Below are 19498 nucleotides of genomic sequence, written 5' to 3' on the forward strand. Positions count from 1 at the left end.
TTATGGCTATTCCTTCTCGTTTCACAAAAGTAAAGATCGCGGCGGGGTATACTTTGTTGCTGGTTGTGCTCTTGCTCTCTCTGTTGTTTGTGCACAGGGAGATGGAGAAATTGTCTGATACGGACGATGTACAGAGTTTGCAGACGGATAGTTTGCTGCTTTTACTGAAAGAAAAAGATGAAAATACCATCCGGATGCTTCAGATCATTAATGAAGCGAACGAGAGTATGATTACTCCGGTTGAATTGGATTCTATCATTGCCGAACAGGATACAGTAATCACTCAACAGCGTGTGCAACATCGTATCATCACCAAGCGTGACTCTGTGATTACGAAACGAAAGAAAAAAGGCTTTTTCAGAAGGTTGGGCGAGGTGTTCGCTCCTTCGAAAGAAGATACGGCTGTGCTGGTAAATACAGCCGTCGAATTTGCGACCGACACCATTCTTGAACCTTACAATCCGATTGATTCACTACATCAGCGCATACGAACGGTGACCCAACGGAAGTCTAAACCTGTGGTACGGCCCAACTACAATGCCCGTCTTCGCCGGATGAATAAGGAATTAACCACTCGTATTGACAGCATGATTACGACCTATGAGCAAGTAGTCACCCAACGTGCTATGGACAACGCATCCGAACAGCAAGAACTTCGGAACCGTTCGACTCGTACGATTGGCGGGATTGCCATTGCTGCCGTGTTGTTGTCCGCCTGTTTTCTGATTATGATTTGGCGGGATATCACCCGGAGTAATCGTTACCGGAAAGAACTGGAGGAGGCCAATAAGCGCGCGGAAGCACTGTTGGAGGCTCGTGAAAAGTTAATGCTTGCCATTACTCATGATTTTAAGGCTCCTTTGGGGTCTATCATCGGATATACGGATTTATTGACCGGGTTGACTACGGATGAAAGACAGCGCTTCTATCTGGACAATATGAAAAGTTCCTCGCAACATCTGCTTAAACTGGTAAGTGATCTGCTCGACTTCCACCGGTTGGATCTGAATAAAGCAGAAGTCAACCGGGTTACTTTTAATCCGGCACAACTGTTTGAAGAGATACGTATTAGCTTCAAACCACTGACCGATGCCAAACATCTGACTTTAAGTTGCAGTATAGACGCTGAACTGGACGGACGTTTCATTAGTGATCCGCTCCGTATCCGGCAAATTGTAAATAATCTGCTTTCCAATGCCGTGAAGTTCACAGCTAAGGGTAGCATTGCGTTGAATATTACCTATCATTCGTCCAGTGTCCGCATTGAGGTAGTAGACACCGGTAAAGGTATGGCACCCGGTGATCGCGAAAAGATATTTCAGGAATTTACCCGGTTGCCGGGAGCACAAGGGGAGGAAGGCTTTGGACTGGGGCTTTCCATTGTACACAAACTTGTGACCTTGCTCGAAGGATCGATTAGCGTTCAAAGTACATTGGGTGAAGGGAGTCGTTTTATTGTCATTCTGCCACTCTATCCTGTGGGGCCTGTGACAGGAGAGAAGCGGGAAGGAAATGTGTCTTTGGTTTCAACGACAGATCAAGCCGGTGAGGACGGGACAATGGCATCTCCAAAATTAAACCGTGTTTTATTGATTGATGACGACCGGATTCAATTGGCTCTGACTGCCGCTATGCTTGAACAACAAGGCATTCAGGCTGTTTGCTGCCAACAGCCGGATGAGTTGATTGAGCAACTTCGTACGGCTACATTCGATGTGTTGCTGACTGACGTTCAAATGCCTGCCATCAACGGTTTCGATTTACTGAAACTATTGCGTGCATCCAATATACCTCAGGCGCGTACTATTCCGGTAATTGCTGTTACCGCCCGGAGTGAGATGAATGAACAAGACTTTCAGGAACACGGCTTTGCAGGATGTTTGCATAAGCCTTTTACGGTAAAGGAACTCTTGACGATTATCAGTGGTGAAGAAATGACCGGTTCGTCAGCTGAATTGACACCGGACTCCCTTAACTTTCGGGCGCTGACTGCTTTTTCCGAAGATGATCCGGAAGCTGCCTCTACCATTATTCAAACCTTTATTGAAGAAACGGAGAAGAACCGAAACCGGATGGAAAGCGCTATCCGAGCCACTGATGTGGATGGGATAGCCGGCATGGCTCACAAATTATTGCCTCTGTTTACGTTGCTTGGGGCTTCCGAGGCACTTCCTCTGCTATTATGGCTGGAGCAGCGTCGTGGCGAAGCCGTATCGGACGAAATGATACAAAAGGCGAATGAAGCTCTTCGACAGGTAGATATCGTGATGGCTGAGGCGCGACGATATGCGGCGGGAGATTAACAATTGATGATTGCTGTAACTCTATTCGTATACAAAATCGTCGTCACTTTAATCTTTTTCCGGAAAATTTTGTTTCCTTTGTATCACTTTTTACATTGAGAGACAAGCTTCATGAAACGAAAATGGATCAAATGGGTAAGCTGGATTTTGCTTACCCCCCTCATACTCTTTGTGATACTGATGGTATTACTCTATATCCCTCCCGTACAGAATTTTCTGAGAAAGGAGGCTGCTGCTTATGCTTCCGAAGCAACCGGCATGCAGATCAATGTACGTCGCATCGATTTACGGTTTCCTTTAAATCTGTTGGTACGGGGAGTTGAAGTCATCCAGGCTCCCGATACATTGCTTTCACTTGAAAGCCTCAATGTACATGTGCAGGCACTTCCGCTTTTCCGTGGTAAGGTTGAGGTAGATGACATCAGCCTTCAACAGGTAGCTGTTAATTCTGCTAACCTGATAGACGGTATGCGGCTGAAAGGTGTTCTGGGTAGTTTTAGGTTGGAAAGTCATGGAGTGGATTTACCCAATGAAATAGCTATTATAAACCGGGCCGAACTATCTGATACTCATGTACAGTTACTTTTGAATGATACCACTGCTACGCCTAAAGATACCACTCAAAGTGAGGTCCGCTGGAAAGTAGACCTGCGTCATTTGAAATTGAAGAATGTCTCTTTCAGCATGCAGTTACCGACAGATAGTATGCGTTTGGCGGCCCACGTGGGAGAAGCACAAGTAAATGATGCGGAAGCCGATTTGAAGAATTTGCATTATGGGCTTCGTAGTTTTCTGTTATCGGGCACTTCGGTCAATTATGATGTGGGTACCACGGAGCCGGCGGAAGGTTTTGATCCTTCACACATCGCTTTGCGCGATATTCGTATCGGACTCGATTCGATGTATTATCGTGGACGCAATATGAATGCTGTTATCCGTGAATTTTCGATGAACGATCGATCCGGATTAAGTGTCACTTCGCTTACCGGACGTGTGTTTGCTAATGATACCATTATCCAAGTGCCGAGTTTGAAACTGCTGACTCCCCATTCCGAAATGGATCTTACTGCACAGACCTATTGGGAGTTGGTGAATATTCCTACTACCGGACGCCTGACTGCCCGTTTTAATGCGATGATCGGGAAACAAGACGTGTTGTTGCTGGCCGGTGGATTGCCGGACAGCTTCAAAGAGGCCTATCCCTTCCGTCCGTTGGTGATACGTGCCGGTACGGAAGGAAACCTGAAAGAGATGCAGATAACCCGATTCAGTGCCGAGTTGCCCGGAGCTTTTTCGCTTTCGGGTGGTGGAGAATTATTGAATCTGACCGATAGCTTGGAGAGGTCTGCCATTATTGACCTGAGGATGCAGACACAGAACCTTAACTTCCTTACCGCTTTGGGCGGAACGAGGCCGGATAGCTTACTTGTTATTCCCAACCAGATGTCGTTGGTTGCGAAAGCCCGGATGAAAGGGCCTCAATATATGGCACAACTCCTGTTGAAAGAAGGAGAGGGAATGCTGAATTTAGATGCTGCCTATAATGGGAGCACTGAGGCTTATCGGGCTGACCTGAAGGTGGACGCTTTGCAACTTCATCATTTCTTGCCCAAAGATTCGATCTACGAACTGACTACATCGGTTGCTGCTGTGGGAAGAGGAATCGATTTCACTTCTTATCGTACGACTGCCTCTTTGAAGGCCTCACTGCAATCGTTGCATTATGGGCGTTATCAGATTTCGGGAATTGAGGTGACCGGCGATGTAAAGAACGCACTTGCCACAGCCCATTTAGTGAGTGACAACCGCTTGTTAAAGATGAACGCCAATGCCGAATATCACCTTGCCAAACCTTATATGGATGGAAAGCTTGATATGGATGTTACGCAACTTGATTTGTATGAACTGGGGATTGCCCCTAAACCCCTGAAATATCCTTTAGCTTTTAATTTTACGGCAGAAGCCCGGCGCGACCGTATTTTCACCCATCTTACAGCCGGTGATATGAAGCTTAACCTTTCGGCACGTTCCAGCTTGGACGAGCTGATTAAACAGTCTGTACATTTTGCTGATGTGCTGGTTAAGCAAATAGATAAGAAAGAACTTGATCACGGGGAATTGCGAGAGGCGTTGCCGACCGCTATTTTTTCGATGTCGGCCGGTAAAGAAAATCCGTTGGCCTATTATCTGGCAACGAAAGATATCGCTTTTCACGATGTGGGTGTGAAGTTTGGCACTGCTCCCGACTGGGGGATCAATGGAAAAGCCTCCATTCATGCATTGAAGATGGATACCCTGCAACTGGATACGATCTATTTTACTGTCAAGCAAGACACGGCTCGCATGAGTTTGCACGGGGGAGTCATCAACGGTCCTAAGAATCCGCAGATTGTTTTTAAATCAAGCATTGCCGGAGAAATACGCAATGATGATGCCGAACTCACGCTACGCTATGAAAATGATAAAGGAGAAACCGGTGTACTTTTTGGTGTGAATGTCCGTCCATTGGTCGAGGGAAACGGTAAAGGCGACGGGCTTGCCTTTACACTGATACCGGAAAATCCCATTATTGCTTTCCGAAAGTTCCACTTCATCGATCGTCACAATTGGGTATATCTCCATAAGAACATGCGTTTGTATGCTAATGTCGATATGGTAGATGATGAAGATATGGGATTCCGGATAAAATCAAACCAGAGCGATACTGTATCGTTGCAGAATATTGATGTGGAGTTACAACGTATACGTCTGGCTGAAATCAGTAAGGTACTCCCTTACCTGCCCGACTTGTCGGGGCTCTTCTCGGCTGAAGCTAATTACGTGCAGACAGCTACTTCTTTGCAGGTATCGGCTGAGGCTAATATTGATGAACTGACTTATGAACATCAACGTATCGGAGACGTTGCGCTTGGTGTGACATGGCTTCCAGGTGAAAGGGGAAAACATTATATCAGTACTTATTTGACTCACGAGGGTGAGGAAATTCTGATGGCCGACGGTTCGCTTCATCCCTCGGTGACCGGTAAAGATAGTATTGAGGTGAATGCCATTATGGAGCATTTCCCATTAAAGATAGCTAATGCCTTTGTGCCGGATCAGGTTGTTAGCCTTTCGGGTGATATGGATGGTGGATTGCACATAACCGGAGATACGGATCAGCCATTGGTCAATGGCGATCTGATTCTGGACAGCGTATCGATCTTCGCCCGTCAGGCGGGAGCGAGGTTTACGTTCGATAACCGTCCCGTACAGATTAAGAACAGTCGTTTGATGTTCAACAAATTTGCTATTTTTACCACCAGCAAAAATCCTTTCACGATTGATGGTACAGTCGATTTTCGTGATTTGGGCAGCCCTAAAGTGAATCTGTCGATGTTGGCGGAAAACTACATGCTGCTCAACGCTCCCCGTACTAAAGAGAGCCTGGTATATGGGAAGGTGTTTGTAGACTTTAACGCAACTTTGCGTGGTCCAGTGGATGCGTTGGTGATGCGCGGCAATATGAATTTGCTGGGCAATACGGATGTCACTTATGTATTGATGGACTCGCCGCTTACCGTGCAGGACCGGTTGGGAGACTTGGTTACTTTTACTTCTTTCAGTGATACGACGACCGTACAGAAAGAAGAAGCCCCTGTTGTGTCACTTGGCGGACTCGACATGATTATGACTGTACAAATCGATCCCGGAGTCCGGTTGAAGGCCGATCTGAGTGCTGACCGTAGCAGCCGGGTAGAGTTGCAGGGAGGAGGCAATCTGAGTATGCAATATACACCGCAAGGTGATTTGTCCTTATCAGGCCGGTATACCCTTACGGGTGGTATGATGAAGTATGCACTTCCCGTGATACCCCTGAAAGAATTCAATATAAACAATGGCAGTTACGTGGAATGGACCGGTAATCCGATGGACCCGATGCTCAATCTCAAAGCTACCGAGCGTCTTCGTGCTTCCGTAGGCAGTGAGAACGGGCAATCGCGTATGGTCAACTTTGATGTGTCGATTGTAGTTAAGAACCGTTTGGATAACCTTTCACTGGCCTTTGAGATCGATGCTCCCGATGATGCGGAAGTGCAGAATCAGCTGGCTTCTATGAGTGCTGATGAACGGGGTAAACAGGCTATTGCAATGTTGGCTACCGGCCTCTATCTGGCTAATTCGGGAAGTTCCGGAGGTGGGGGGCTGAACATGGGATCGGCATTGAACAGTATACTTTCCAGCCAGATCAATGCATTGGCCGGAAACCTGAAGAATGCCAGCTTCTCGATGGGAGTAGAAGACCACGATGCGGCTGATGCGGGAGGAAAACGTACCGATTACAGTTTCCGTTATTCGCAGCGTTTCTTCAATGACCGTTTCCAGATCGTACTGGGTGGTAAGGTGTCTACCGGAGCGCAGGCTACGAATGATGTCGAGTCGTTTATTGACAATATCTCTCTCGAATATCGTCTCGACACATCCGGTACCCGTTACATTCGCCTTTTCCACAATAAGAATTATGAAAGTGTGCTTGAAGGGGAGATAACGGAAACTGGTATCGGTCTGGTACTGCGTAAACGTATCGACAGATTGGGTGAGTTATTTATTTTCCGTAAAAAGAAGAAGACGCTTCCTGATACGCAAAAAGCTCCGTCTGACGGCGAAGCACATCAGTAATTGATTAACAACAGAGATTTAAACAGGATGATACGTAAAGAAACAGTTCATATAGTATGGGGTACCATACAAGCCGGTTTTGTAATGTTGCTGTTGGGAGCATGTTCCACAACCAAGCACCTGCCCGAAGGGGAAATACTCTACACCGGATCGAAGACTATTGTTGAAAACGAGCCACAAGCGCCTTTGACAGAGGATGCTTTGACCGAACTTGATGCCGCACTCGATAAAGCTCCGAGTACAAAGATTTTAGGCTTTGTCCCCATCCCTTTCAAGATGTGGGCTTATAACAGTCTGGTTCGGTATAAGAAAGGTTTCGGACACTGGCTCTTCAATCGGTTTGCTGCCAATCCTCCCGTGTTCATTTCTACGGTCAATCCGGAAATACGTGCCAAAGTAGGCACCAACCTGTTGCACGACTATGGCTACTTTAATGGGACGGTTCGATTCCAGACCGTGCCCGACAAGAAAGACAGCCTGAAGGCAAGCATACGCTATACGGTTGATATGAAAGATCCTTATTACATCGATACGGTTTACTACACTCGTTTCAATCCGCGTACGTTGAGAATCATGGAGAGAGGACGCAGAGGATCGTTGTTGACCTCCGGTGAACAGTTCAACGTGAGTGATCTGGATGAAGAACGCAGTCGTATCAGTACTTTATTGCGTAATCGCGGGTATTTTTACTTTCGTCCGGATTATATGAAGTATCAGGCGGATACACTGTTGAATCCCGGGCATGTCAGTCTCCGGTTGATACCTGTACCGGGACTTCCGGATGCAGCCCAGCGCCCGTATTATGTCGGCAAGACATCGGTCTTTTTGTATGGAAAGGGTGGAGAAGCGCCGAACAGTACACTCGAATACCGGGGACTCGATATTCATTATTATAAGAAGATGCAGGTGCGTCCGAATATGCTTTACCGTTGGTTGAATTATCAGGCTTATGTCCGCAATGATTCTTTGCGCAACTCTGCCCATAGTCGTTTATACAGCCAGTATAGACAAATGCGTATCCAGGAACGTCTTTCGCAACTGAGTATTTTCCGCTATCTCGATCTGCAATATATCCCTCAGGACTCTACGGCAACTTGCGACACGCTGAACGTACGCTTGCAGGCTACGTTCGATAAACCGTATGACGCGGAACTGGAATTCAACCTGACCACCAAGAGCAATAACCAGACCGGTCCCGGTGCATCTTTCGGCCTGACCCGTTACAATGTATTTGGGGGAGGAGAGACGTGGAATGTCAAGTTAAAGGGCTCTTACGAATGGCAGACCGGACAGAATAAAGGAAGCTCATTGATGAATAGTTGGGAGATGGGAGTATCTACTGCCTTGACTTTCCCCCGGGTCGTGTTCCCTTCTTTCGGAGGACGTGAGTATGACTTCCCGGCAACCACTACTTTCCGTTTGTATATTGATCAGCTTAACCGTGCCAAATACTATAAACTATTGGCGTTCGGGGGAAATGCCACTTATGATTTTCAGCCGACCCGTATCAGTCGTCACAGCCTGACACCTCTCCGGGTGACTTTCAATGTATTGCAGCACACAACGAAGGCTTTTGATGAAATTGCTGATCAGAATAAAGCCCTGTACCGTAGTCTGCAGAATCAGTTTATTCCGGCAATGGAATATACTTATACTTTTGATAACGCGGCTTTGCGTGGAGTGCGTAATCCTATCTGGTGGCAGACTACGTTTACTTCCGTCGGTAACATAACCTCCGGTATTTATCGTATTTTCGGAAAAAAGTTCAGCCAAAGAGATAAGAAGCTGTTCGGTGTTCCTTTCGCGCAGTTTCTGAAGGTGAACAGTGACTTCCGTTATACCTGGAAGATCGATAAGAACCAGTCGATAGCCAGCCGTGTGGCAGGAGGGATTATCTGGGCGTATGGCAATACGAATACGGCACCTTACAGCGAGCAGTTCTATATCGGAGGTGCCAATAGTGTGCGTGCGTTCACTGCGCGCAGTATCGGACCGGGTGGATTCCGGCCGACCAAGACTTCGAAAGGGCTCTATCTGGACCAGACGGGGGATATCCGGATGGAAGCCAACGTGGAATATCGTTTCCGCATTTACGGTGACCTGCACGGAGCTGTCTTTCTGGATGCCGGTAACGTCTGGATGTTGCGTAAAGATGAAGAGGCACCGGAAAAGCAACTGCGTTGGAAGACTTTCGGCAAACAGATTGCGTTGGGAACAGGTGCCGGTATACGTTACGACCTCGACTTCCTGATTCTGCGTCTGGATTGTGGAGTGCCTTTGCATGATCCGTACGATACCGGCAAGAAGGGATATTACAATGTGACCGGTTCTTTCTGGAAGGGGCTGGGACTACACTTTGCCGTAGGCTATCCGTTCTAAAATAGTCGATGACGATGGGCGGCGTAAGAAAATTCTTCATACTTCGTTCTTCATTCTTCATTCTATTTTGTACTTTTGCAACGATATCTGATGAGACACATCACTAACCTTTTAATATTCACAGTTATGAAACCAACATTATTTGTGCTTGCTGCCGGCATGGGCAGTCGTTACGGAGGCTTGAAACAATTGGACGGACTGGGTCCCAACGGCGAAACTATCATGGACTATTCTATTTACGACGCCATTCGTGGTGGATTTGGTAAAGTAGTATTCGTTATCCGTAAAGATTTTGAGCAGGATTTCCGTGAAAAGATTCTGAGTAAATACGAAAATCATATTCCGGTGGAACTCGTATTCCAGGCATTGGACAACCTGCCCGAAGGCTTCACTTGCCCTGCCGACCGTGTGAAACCCTGGGGAACCAACCATGCTGTCCTGATGGGTAAAGACGTTATCAAAGAACCGTTTGCCGTTATCAATGCTGACGACTTCTACGGACGTGACAGCTTTGCTGTATTGGGTGCCGAACTGTCTCAGATGGACGGTAAAAAGAACGACTATTGTATGGTAGGTTACCGTGTAGGCAATACGCTTTCAGAAAGCGGATCTGTGGCTCGTGGCGTTTGTGAGACAAATGCGGAAGGCTATCTGACTACAGTGGTAGAACGCACTGCAATCGAGCGTATCGATGGTAAAGTGTCGTTCAAGGATGAGAACGGCGAAATGCAGACAATCGGCGATAACACTCCCGTTTCAATGAATATGTGGGGATTCACTCCCGACTATTTCGCTTATTCGGAAGAGTATTTCAAAGAGTTCCTGAAAGAAAACGAAGGAAACCTGAAATCAGAATACTTCATTCCGCTGATGGTAAACAAACTGGTGAACGAAGGCACTGCCCGCGTAAAGGTTCTGGATACTACAAGCAAATGGTTCGGCGTGACTTATGCTGCCGACCGTCAGGGTGTAGTAGATAAGATTCAGGCATTGGTAGATGCAGGCGAATATCCTGATAAACTGTTCTAAAGCTAATTTGCTTATTTCTATAATGTAGATTTTGAAAGGGATGTCTTTGCGAAGATGTCCCTTTTTTAATATCAGGCCGGATCACACCTCTTTGGTACACTCCTTGCCGGTGAACTTTAAATCACCCTCCGGGAGTCGCGAGGGAGGAGATGGTCGGTTTGTCAATGTGTCAAATTGATAATCGTAACCCTCTGTTTCTCGTTTTTTCGGACCACAATCCGGTAAGGTCTATAAAAACGGCCTACAGGCAAATATCCATTCACGGTTTTGATCTTGTTTCATCCCTAATGGAAATAAAAGGAAAGGAAGTATGATGTTTTTGTTTCCTAATCTTTTCTTTGAGGAGCTTTTCCTGCTTTTCTGATATTTTGTAGCGGTCGGGCGGGGGGAGGCAACCAGGAGAAAATCAGTCACTCTTGTCGCCCGATTTGCATTACAATAGATGTAATCTGCCAAAACATATAGAGATATTCAGAAAAGAAGTAAGCATTTCCCGAAAATGCTTACTTCTTTTCACCCGAATACTTACTTCTTTTGGGGCAAATGCTTCCTTCTTTCCGAAAAAACAAAGGTGCAACCGGTTCAAAAGTCCGGATTTCCTGTAGAAAAAGCTTTTGACTGTGCTCTGTTTCTTCTGCTTTCACCCGAATATGAAAAGGGCTTGTAAGCGAATTCTGCGATTCAGTGTCTTTTTGATGTCTATGTCTGCAAATGACTGTCAATTCTTTATGAGGAAATAAAGTGTGCAGGGCTTCGGGGCAGATGAGAAAAGGACGAATGTCCGGTATGTGTCGGATATTTATATTCTTTTCGTTGCTTATTTCAGAATATGTATATTTATTCCGTTTCTTTTTTCGCAGTCTGTATAAATGAGTATCTTTGCTGCCTCAATTCCCTTATTTATAGAAAGAAGTGATTTCAGTAGAAGGATTAACAGTAGAATTTAACGCCACACCATTGTTTGAGGACGTTAGTTATGTCATTAATAAAAAAGATCGAATAGCCCTGGTGGGTAAAAACGGTGCCGGGAAATCAACTATGTTGAAGATCTTGGCCGGATTGCAAAGTCCTACACGAGGTGTTATAGCTATTCCGCGTGATGTAACGATCGGCTATTTGCCACAGGTGATGATTCTTGCCGATAACCATACCGTGATGGAAGAGGCGGAATTGGCATTTGAACATATTTTTGAATTACAGGCCGACCTGGAACGCATGAATCAGGAATTGGCTGACCGAACCGATTATGATTCGGAAGAGTATCATAAACTAATAGACCGTTTTACGCATGAGAATGACCGCTTCCTGATGATGGGAGGCACTAACTTTCATGCGGAGATAGAGCGTACGCTGATAGGATTGGGATTCAGCCGGGAAGATTTTAATCGTCCGACCAGTGAGTTTTCCGGAGGATGGCGTATGAGAATCGAACTGGCCAAACTTCTGCTCAGGAAACCGGATGTGCTGCTTCTTGACGAGCCGACCAACCATTTGGACATCGAGAGTATCCAATGGCTGGAGACTTTCCTCTCTACCCGTGCCAATGCAGTGGTGCTGGTCAGCCATGACCGGGCCTTTTTAAACAATGTAACCACTCGTACCATCGAAATTACTTGTGGGCAGATATACGATTATAAAGTGAAATATGATGAGTATATCGTTTTGCGTCAGGAGCGTCGTGAGCAGCAGTTGCGTGCTTATGAGAATCAGCAGAAACAGATTGAGGATACAGAGGCGTTTATCGAGCGCTTCCGTTACAAAGCAACGAAGGCCGTGCAGGTGCAGAGCCGCATGAAGCAACTGGAAAAGATAGAACGGATTGAGGTTGACGAAGTAGATAACTCCGCATTGAGATTAAAGTTTGTCTGTTCCAGCCGTAGCGGAAACTACCCGGTGATCTGTGAAGACGTGAAAAAGGCCTATGGGGCACACGTTGTCTTCCATGATGTCAACCTGACCATTAATCGTGGTGAAAAAGTGGCCTTTGTAGGAAAGAACGGTGAAGGTAAGTCTACCCTTGTGAAGTGTATCATGAGTGAGATTGATTATGAGGGTAAACTTACACTGGGGCATAATGTGCAGATTGGATATTTTGCCCAGAATCAGGCACAGATGTTGGATGAGAATCTAACGGTTTTCGATACTATCGACCGGGTGGCAGTGGGAGATATCCGTCTGAAAATACGTGATATTCTGGGAGCCTTTATGTTTGGTGGAGAGGCATCGGATAAGAAGGTGAAAGTGCTTTCGGGAGGTGAGCGTACACGTCTGGCAATGATAAAGTTGCTTTTGGAACCTGTCAACTTCCTGATTCTCGACGAGCCTACCAATCATTTGGATATGCGTTCGAAGGATGTGCTGAAAGAGGCTATCCGAGAGTTTGACGGAACGGTGATTATAGTTAGTCATGACCGTGATTTTTTGGATGGACTTGCGACTAAAGTATATGAGTTTGGTGGTGGCATGGTGAAAGAGCATTTGGGAGGTATCTATGATTTTCTTCAAAAGAAGAAAATAGAGAACCTGAATGAACTTCAGAAGGCGAATCCGTCATCCGCCTCGCCCGCAAACGGTAAGAAAGAGGAAGGAGCCGAAGAAGGAATATCCGAGAATAAGTTATCATACGAGGCTCAAAAAGAACTCAATAAAAAAATAAAGAAACTGGAGCGCCTGGTAGCAGACTGTGAAGCTGCTATCGAACAGACAGAGTCGGCTATTGCTATTCTTGAAGAAAAGATGGCTACACCCGATGGTGCTTCGGACATGTCGCTATATGAACAACACCAAAAACTGAAACAGCAACTTGACCATACGGTGGAAGAGTGGGAGCGCGTTTCGATGGAGTTGGAAGAGATGAATGAAAAATAATAGTTTATTAAGTGTATGAAAGTAATTAAGTATTTACCAATTCTTGCAATCTGTTGTATGGCAACAGGATGCAACAGTAAGAAAGAGGCCGTACTTACGTCCGGCATTGACCTTGCCAACCTTGACACAACTGCCCTGCCGGGCACCAGTTTTTATCAGTATGCTTGTGGCGGATGGATGAAAAACCATCCTCTGACAGATGAGTATTCACGTTTCGGTTCATTCGATATGCTCGCCGAAAACAACCGTCAGCAGTTGCGTGGACTGATTGAAGGGCTGGCTGCCGAAAAACATGAAGCCGGCAGCATTGCACAGAAAGTCGGTGAACTTTATAATATAGCTATGGACAGCGTAAAACTGAATAAGGAAGGCGCTGCTCCCATTAAACCCGAACTGGAGAAAATAGGTGCCATCAAAGATAAAGCTGAAATCTATCCGTTGATTGTAGAAATGCAGAAGAGAGGGATGTATCCGTACTTCATTCTGTATGTCAGTGCTGATGACATGAATAGCAATGAAAATATGGTGCATACCATGCAAGGTGGCCTGGGCATGGGCGAACGGGATTATTATTTGGAGGATGATGCGCAGACGAAAGAAATTCGTGATAAATACCAGCAGCATGTAAGTAAGATGTTCCAACTGGCCGGATATGATGAAGCTACTGCCCGGAAAGCTGTGAAAGCAGTGATGAATATCGAGACTCGCCTGGCCCGGTCGGCACGTTCGCAAGTAGAATTGCGTGATCCGCATGCCAACTATAATAAGAAGACTTTGGAAGAATTGCAAAAAGAGTATCCTTCTTTTGCATGGGATGTATTTTTCTCAACTGCCGGACTGAATAATCTGAAAGAGGTTAATATTGGTCAGCCTGATGCATTGAAGGAGGTGAATGCCATCATCGATACAGTATCACTCGAGGACCAGATTTTGTACTTGCAGTGGAATCTGATCAATTCGGCTGCCAACTATCTGAGTGACGACTTTATAGCCCAGGATTTTGATTTCTATGGCCGTACCATGTCGGGTAAGAAAGAGATGCAACCTCGTTGGAAGCGTGCTGTCAGCACTGTTGATGGTTCATTGGGCGAGGCTGTCGGACAGATGTATGTAGAGAAGTATTTCCCTGCTGCGGCTAAGGAGCGTATGGTAGCGCTGGTCAAGAATTTGCAGGAATCTTTGGGAGAGCGCATCAAGGGGCTGAGCTGGATGGGTGAAGAGACCAAAGAAAAAGCACTTGAAAAACTGGCGACTTTCCATGTCAAGATCGGGTATCCGGATAAGTGGAAAGACTACTCTTCTCTGGAAATAAAGGATGATTCATATTGGGCCAATATTGAGCGTGCCAACCACTGGAGTTACAACGAGATGATCGGCAAATATGGTAAACCGGTCGATAAGGACGAGTGGTATATGACTCCGCAGACAGTAAATGCATATTACAATCCAACGACGAATGAGATCTGTTTCCCGGCCGGTATACTTCAATATCCTTTCTTTGATATGAATGCGGATGATGCCTTCAATTATGGAGCGATTGGTGTAGTTATCGGACATGAAATGACCCATGGATTTGATGATCAGGGTCGTCAGTATGATAAGGATGGTAACTTGAAAGATTGGTGGACGGCAGAAGATGCCAAGAACTTTGAGGCTCGTGCGGCGGTGATGGCTAACTTCTTCGACAGTATTGAAGTAGCTCCCGGTGTTCATGCCAATGGAGAGTTTACTTTAGGCGAAAATATAGCCGATCACGGTGGACTTCAGGTATCATATCAGGCATTCAAAAAAGCGACGGCTGCGGCTCCGCTGAAAATTGAAAACGGATTTACACCCGAACAGCGCTTCTTCTTGTCTTATGCCAATGTGTGGGCCGGAAACATCCGTCCTGAAGAAATCCTGAAGCGTACGAAGACCGATCCGCATTCGTTGGGCAAATGGCGTGTAGATGGAGCACTGCCTCAAATCGGTGCATGGTATGAAGCTTTCAATATTACTGAAAAAGATCCGATGTACTTGCCGGTAGATAAGCGGGTGTCAATTTGGTAATAGATTGTTGCAAATAAAATAAAAGTAAAAATGGCGCTGACTCATTCAATTGTGAGTCAGCGCTTTTTTATTAATAATTCACACCTTATTTATTACGTACGATAAACAATATTTCGTAACTTTGCGCACCAAATACTTAATAAGCAAATCAATGTCTGAGTCTAAAAGAATAAAAACCGCTTTGGTATCGGTTTATCACAAAGAAGGTTTGGATGAAATCATTACCAAACTGCACGAAGAAGGAGTGGAGTTCCTGTCAACAGGCGGAACTCGTCAGTTTATTGAATCGCTGGGCTATCCCTGTAAGGCTGTCGAAGATTTGACTTCGTATCCTTCTATTTTGGGTGGTAGAGTGAAGACGTTGCATCCGAAAATATTCGGAGGAATTCTTTGCCGCCGTGGACTGGAACAAGACATCCAGCAGATTGAGAAATATGAAATCCCTGAAATCGACCTGGTTATTGTAGATCTCTATCCGTTTGAAGCGACTGTTGCTTCGGGTGCTGATGAGGCTGCTATTATCGAAAAAATTGATATAGGCGGAATCTCTTTGATTCGTGCCGCTGCCAAAAACTTCAATGACGTAATTATTGTTGCTTCACAAGCTCAATATAAACCTTTGCTCGATATGTTGATGGAGCACGGGGCCACTTCTTCTCTTGAAGAACGTCGTTGGATGGCTAAAGAGGCATTTGCCGTATCTTCACACTATGATTCGGCTATCTTCAACTATTTTGATGCTGAAGAGGGTTCTGCTTTCCGTTGCTCTGCCAATAGCCAGAAGACGTTGCGTTATGGCGAAAATCCACATCAGAAGGGATATTTCTATGGAAATCTGGATGAGATGTTCGATCAGATTCATGGAAAAGAAATCTCTTATAACAACCTGCTTGACATCAATGCCGCTGTCGATTTGATCGATGAGTTTGACGATGTCACATTTGCTATTCTGAAGCATAATAATGCTTGCGGGCTGGCTTCTCGTCCTACTGTGCTCGAAGCATGGAAAGATGCGTTGGCCGGTGATCCGGTATCTGCCTTTGGGGGGGTGCTGATCACGAATGCGGTTATTGATAAAGAGACAGCGGAAGAGATCAATAAAATCTTCTTTGAAGTTGTGATTGCTCCTGATTACGATGTAGATGCACTCGAAATTCTGGGACAGAAAAAGAATCGTATCATTTTGGTTCGTAAAGAGGCTAAATTGCCGAGAAAGCAATTCCGTTCTTTATTGAATGGTGTATTGGTTCAGGACAGAGACTTGAATATTGAAACAACTGCAGACCTGAAAACGGTAACTGATAAAGCTCCGACACCGGAAGAGGTAGAAGATATGCTGTTTGCTAATAAGATAGTGAAAAACAGTAAGTCGAATGCCATTGTATTGGCCAAAGGAAAACAATTGCTGGCAAGCGGTGTGGGACAGACTTCACGAGTGGATGCACTGAAACAAGCTATCGAAAAAGCTAAGTCGTTTGGTTTCGATTTGCAGGGTGCGGTGATGGCATCGGATGCTTTCTTCCCTTTCCCCGATTGTGTGGAAATTGCGGATAAGGAAGGTGTGACAGCTGTGATCCAGCCGGGCGGTTCGGTGAAAGACCAGTTAACATTTGACTATTGCAACGAACATGGCATGGCAATGGTTACAACGGGTATCCGCCACTTTAAGCACTAATTAAAAACTTGTTGTATGCCGGACAACCCGTTATGGGCACACTGGCATATTGACGCATTAGAAATTTATTCATTATGGGATTATTCTCTTTTACACAAGAAATAGCAATGGACCTCGGTACGGCCAATACTATCATTATTACCGGTGGTAAGATTGTAGTAGATGAGCCTTCGGTGGTGGCCCTTGACCGTCGGACAGACAAGATGATTGCTGTAGGTGAAAAGGCCAAGCTGATGCACGAAAAGACGCACGAGAATATTCGTACCATCCGTCCGTTGCGCGACGGAGTGATTGCCGACTTCTATGCTTGCGAGCAGATGATGCGCGGACTGATCAAACAGGTAAATACTCGTAATCGCCTTTTCTCTCCATCGCTTCGTATGGTGATCGGAGTGCCTTCGGGTAGTACGGAAGTTGAACTTCGTGCTGTCCGTGACTCTGCCGAACATGCCGGCGGACGTGATGTCTATCTGGTATTCGAACCTATGGCTGCGGCTATCGGTATCGGTATCGATGTAGAAGCACCGGAAGGAAACATGATTGTTGATATAGGTGGTGGTTCTACCGAGATTGCTGTAATTTCATTGGGAGGTATTGTTTCGAACAACTCTATTCGTATAGCGGGAGATGATCTGACTGCCGATATTCAGGAATACATGAGCCGTCAGCATAACGTGAAAGTCAGTGAGCGTATGGCCGAACGTATTAAGATTAATGTGGGTGCTGCTTTGACCGAACTGGGTGAGGATGCTCCTGAAGATTATATCGTTCACGGGCCGAATCGTATCACTGCACTTCCGATGGAAGTTCCGGTATGCTACCAGGAAGTGGCGCACTGTCTTGAGAAATCAATCTCGAAGATAGAAACAGCTATTCTGAGTGCGTTAGAGAATACACCTCCTGAACTGTATGCGGATATTGTGCATAATGGAATTTATTTGGCCGGTGGTGGAGCGCTGCTTCGTGGCTTGGACAAACGTCTGACTGATAAGATAAACATTCCTTTTCACATTGCAGAAGACCCGTTGCATGCAGTAGCTAAAGGTACAGGGGTTGCATTGAAGAATGTAGACCGTTTCTCATTCTTGATGAGATAAATAATTGACTACGGTTTACGAGCTATAAGTGAGAGGCAGTTGCGTAAGTTGCTGCACGAACTTGTGGCTCGTAGATCGTAGTTTGTAACTTATATGTCTTTATGCGGAATTTACTGAACTTTCTTTTGAAATATAATCACTGGTTCCTCTTCATTCTGTTGGAGGTGATCAGTTTTGTTTTGTTATTTCGCTTTAACCACTACCAACACAGTGTTTATTTCAGTTCGGCCAATGTAGTTGCCGGCAAAGTATACGAAGTATCCGGTGGAATAACTTCTTATTTCCATCTGAAATCGGTCAATGAGGATTTACTGGATCGCATCATGGAGTTGGAGCAGCAGAACAGCAATCTGGAGAATGCATTAGTAAAACATCTCTCAGACTCAACCGAGCTGAATAGTATCCGAAACTTGTCGAATACAGACTATGAAATCTTCAAAGCCCGGGTTATCAATAACAGTCTCAATCTGGTAGATAACTATATCACTCTTAATCGGGGATCTAAGGATGGCATCCGTCCTGAAATGGGCGTGGTCGACGGTAATGGGGTGGTCGGCATCGTATATGAAACTTCTTCTCACTATTCCCGGGTGATTTCGGTGTTGAACAGCAAATCCAGCATTAGTTGTAAAATTGTGGGTAGTGAGTATTTCGGTTACCTGAAGTGGGAATATGGAGATTCCCGATATGCTTATTTGAAAGATTTGCCCCGTCATGCCGAATTCAATCTGGGAGATACAGTTGTGACCAGTGGTTATTCCACGGTTTTTCCTGAAGGTATTATGATTGGTACGGTAGACGATATGGCCGATTCGAATGATGGCCTTTCTTATCTGTTGAAGGTGAAACTGGCAACGGATTTTGGTAAGGTGAGTGAGGTGCGTGTGATTGCAAGAACTGGTCAGAGAGAGCAAAAAGAGTTGGAACAAAAGAGTTTGGCGCAATGATTATCAACTATATACATAGAGTAGGATGGTTTGTCGGTCTGATATTGCTTCAGGTGCTGATCTTGAATAATGTGCACATAGCCGGTGTGGCTACTCCTTTTCTATACGTTTACTTTATATTAAAATTTAACTCCGGTACTTCCCGCAACGAATTGATGGTATGGGGTTTCTGTATGGGGCTTGCCATCGATATCTTTTCTAATACCCCGGGTATGAATGCGGCGGCGACAGTACTGCTGGCTTTTCTACGTCCGTTGTTTCTTCGTCTGTTTACGCCTCGAGATACTTTGGATAGTATCGTACCTTCGCTGAAAAGTATGGGAATTGCTTCTTTCCTTAAATATTTGGTGGTAAGTGTCTTTGTTCACCATTTTATGTTACTGACTCTTGAGTTCTTCTCATTTACCAGCATACCGTTATTGCTGTTAAGGGTGGTGTCGAGCACCATTTTGACTATAACCTGTATAATGGCTGTTGAAGGAGTGAGGAGATAGG

The 19498-nt window shown here is 45.5% G+C and carries 10 protein-coding genes; all 10 read left to right on the top strand.

Features of this window, described 5'->3' with window-relative positions; genetic code table 11:
* Nucleotides 1–2: 2 nt before the first annotated feature.
* The 10 genes from FDF36_RS20435 (at nt 3) to mreD (ending at nt 19497) form a co-directional block, all read left to right on the top strand.
* Complete coding sequence (locus FDF36_RS20435; protein ID WP_220392608.1) at nt 3–2303, top strand: ATP-binding protein; 2301 nt, start codon at nt 3–5, stop codon at nt 2301–2303.
* 111 nt (nt 2304–2414) lie between these two features.
* Nucleotides 2415–6959 (top strand): translocation/assembly module TamB domain-containing protein, encoded by a 4545-nt coding sequence (locus FDF36_RS20440; protein WP_220392609.1) that lies wholly within the window; start codon nt 2415–2417, stop codon nt 6957–6959.
* Nucleotides 6960–6986: 27 nt separating this feature from the next.
* A complete protein-coding gene (gene tamL, locus FDF36_RS20445; protein WP_220392610.1) occupies nt 6987–9338 on the top strand; it encodes a translocation and assembly module lipoprotein TamL in 2352 nt (783 codons plus the stop codon).
* 126 nt (nt 9339–9464) lie between these two features.
* Nucleotides 9465–10367, top strand: a complete 903-nt coding sequence (locus FDF36_RS20450; RefSeq protein WP_005792036.1) for a glycosyltransferase family protein — start codon at nt 9465–9467, stop codon at nt 10365–10367.
* Nucleotides 10368–11279: 912 nt separating this feature from the next.
* Nucleotides 11280–13235, top strand: coding sequence for an ABC-F family ATP-binding cassette domain-containing protein (locus FDF36_RS20455; protein ID WP_220392611.1), 1956 nt, complete (start codon nt 11280–11282; stop codon nt 13233–13235).
* A 15-nt stretch (nt 13236–13250) separates the two neighbouring features.
* Entirely contained in the window at nt 13251–15284 is a 2034-nt protein-coding gene (locus tag FDF36_RS20460) for a M13 family metallopeptidase (protein ID WP_220392612.1), read from the top strand.
* 151 nt (nt 15285–15435) lie between these two features.
* Nucleotides 15436–16959 carry a bifunctional phosphoribosylaminoimidazolecarboxamide formyltransferase/IMP cyclohydrolase gene (gene purH, locus FDF36_RS20465; protein WP_005792044.1) on the top strand — a complete coding sequence of 508 codons (1524 nt, stop codon included), beginning with the start codon at nt 15436–15438 and terminating at the stop codon, nt 16957–16959.
* Between the two features lie 74 nt (nt 16960–17033).
* A complete protein-coding gene (locus tag FDF36_RS20470; RefSeq protein WP_005792050.1) occupies nt 17034–18056 on the top strand; it encodes a rod shape-determining protein in 1023 nt (340 codons plus the stop codon).
* A 101-nt stretch (nt 18057–18157) separates the two neighbouring features.
* Complete coding sequence (gene mreC / locus FDF36_RS20475) at nt 18158–19003, top strand: rod shape-determining protein MreC (RefSeq protein WP_220392613.1); 846 nt, start codon at nt 18158–18160, stop codon at nt 19001–19003.
* On the top strand, nt 19000–19497 hold the full coding sequence (gene mreD / locus FDF36_RS20480) for a rod shape-determining protein MreD (protein WP_005804255.1): 498 nt from the start codon (nt 19000–19002) through the stop codon (nt 19495–19497). The genes mreC and mreD overlap by 4 nt, the downstream gene beginning before the upstream one ends.
* Nucleotide 19498 lies beyond the last annotated feature (1 nt).

It is taken from the genome of Bacteroides fragilis (assembly GCF_019583405.1).
Taxonomy (GTDB): Bacteria; Bacteroidota; Bacteroidia; order Bacteroidales; family Bacteroidaceae; genus Bacteroides; species Bacteroides fragilis_B.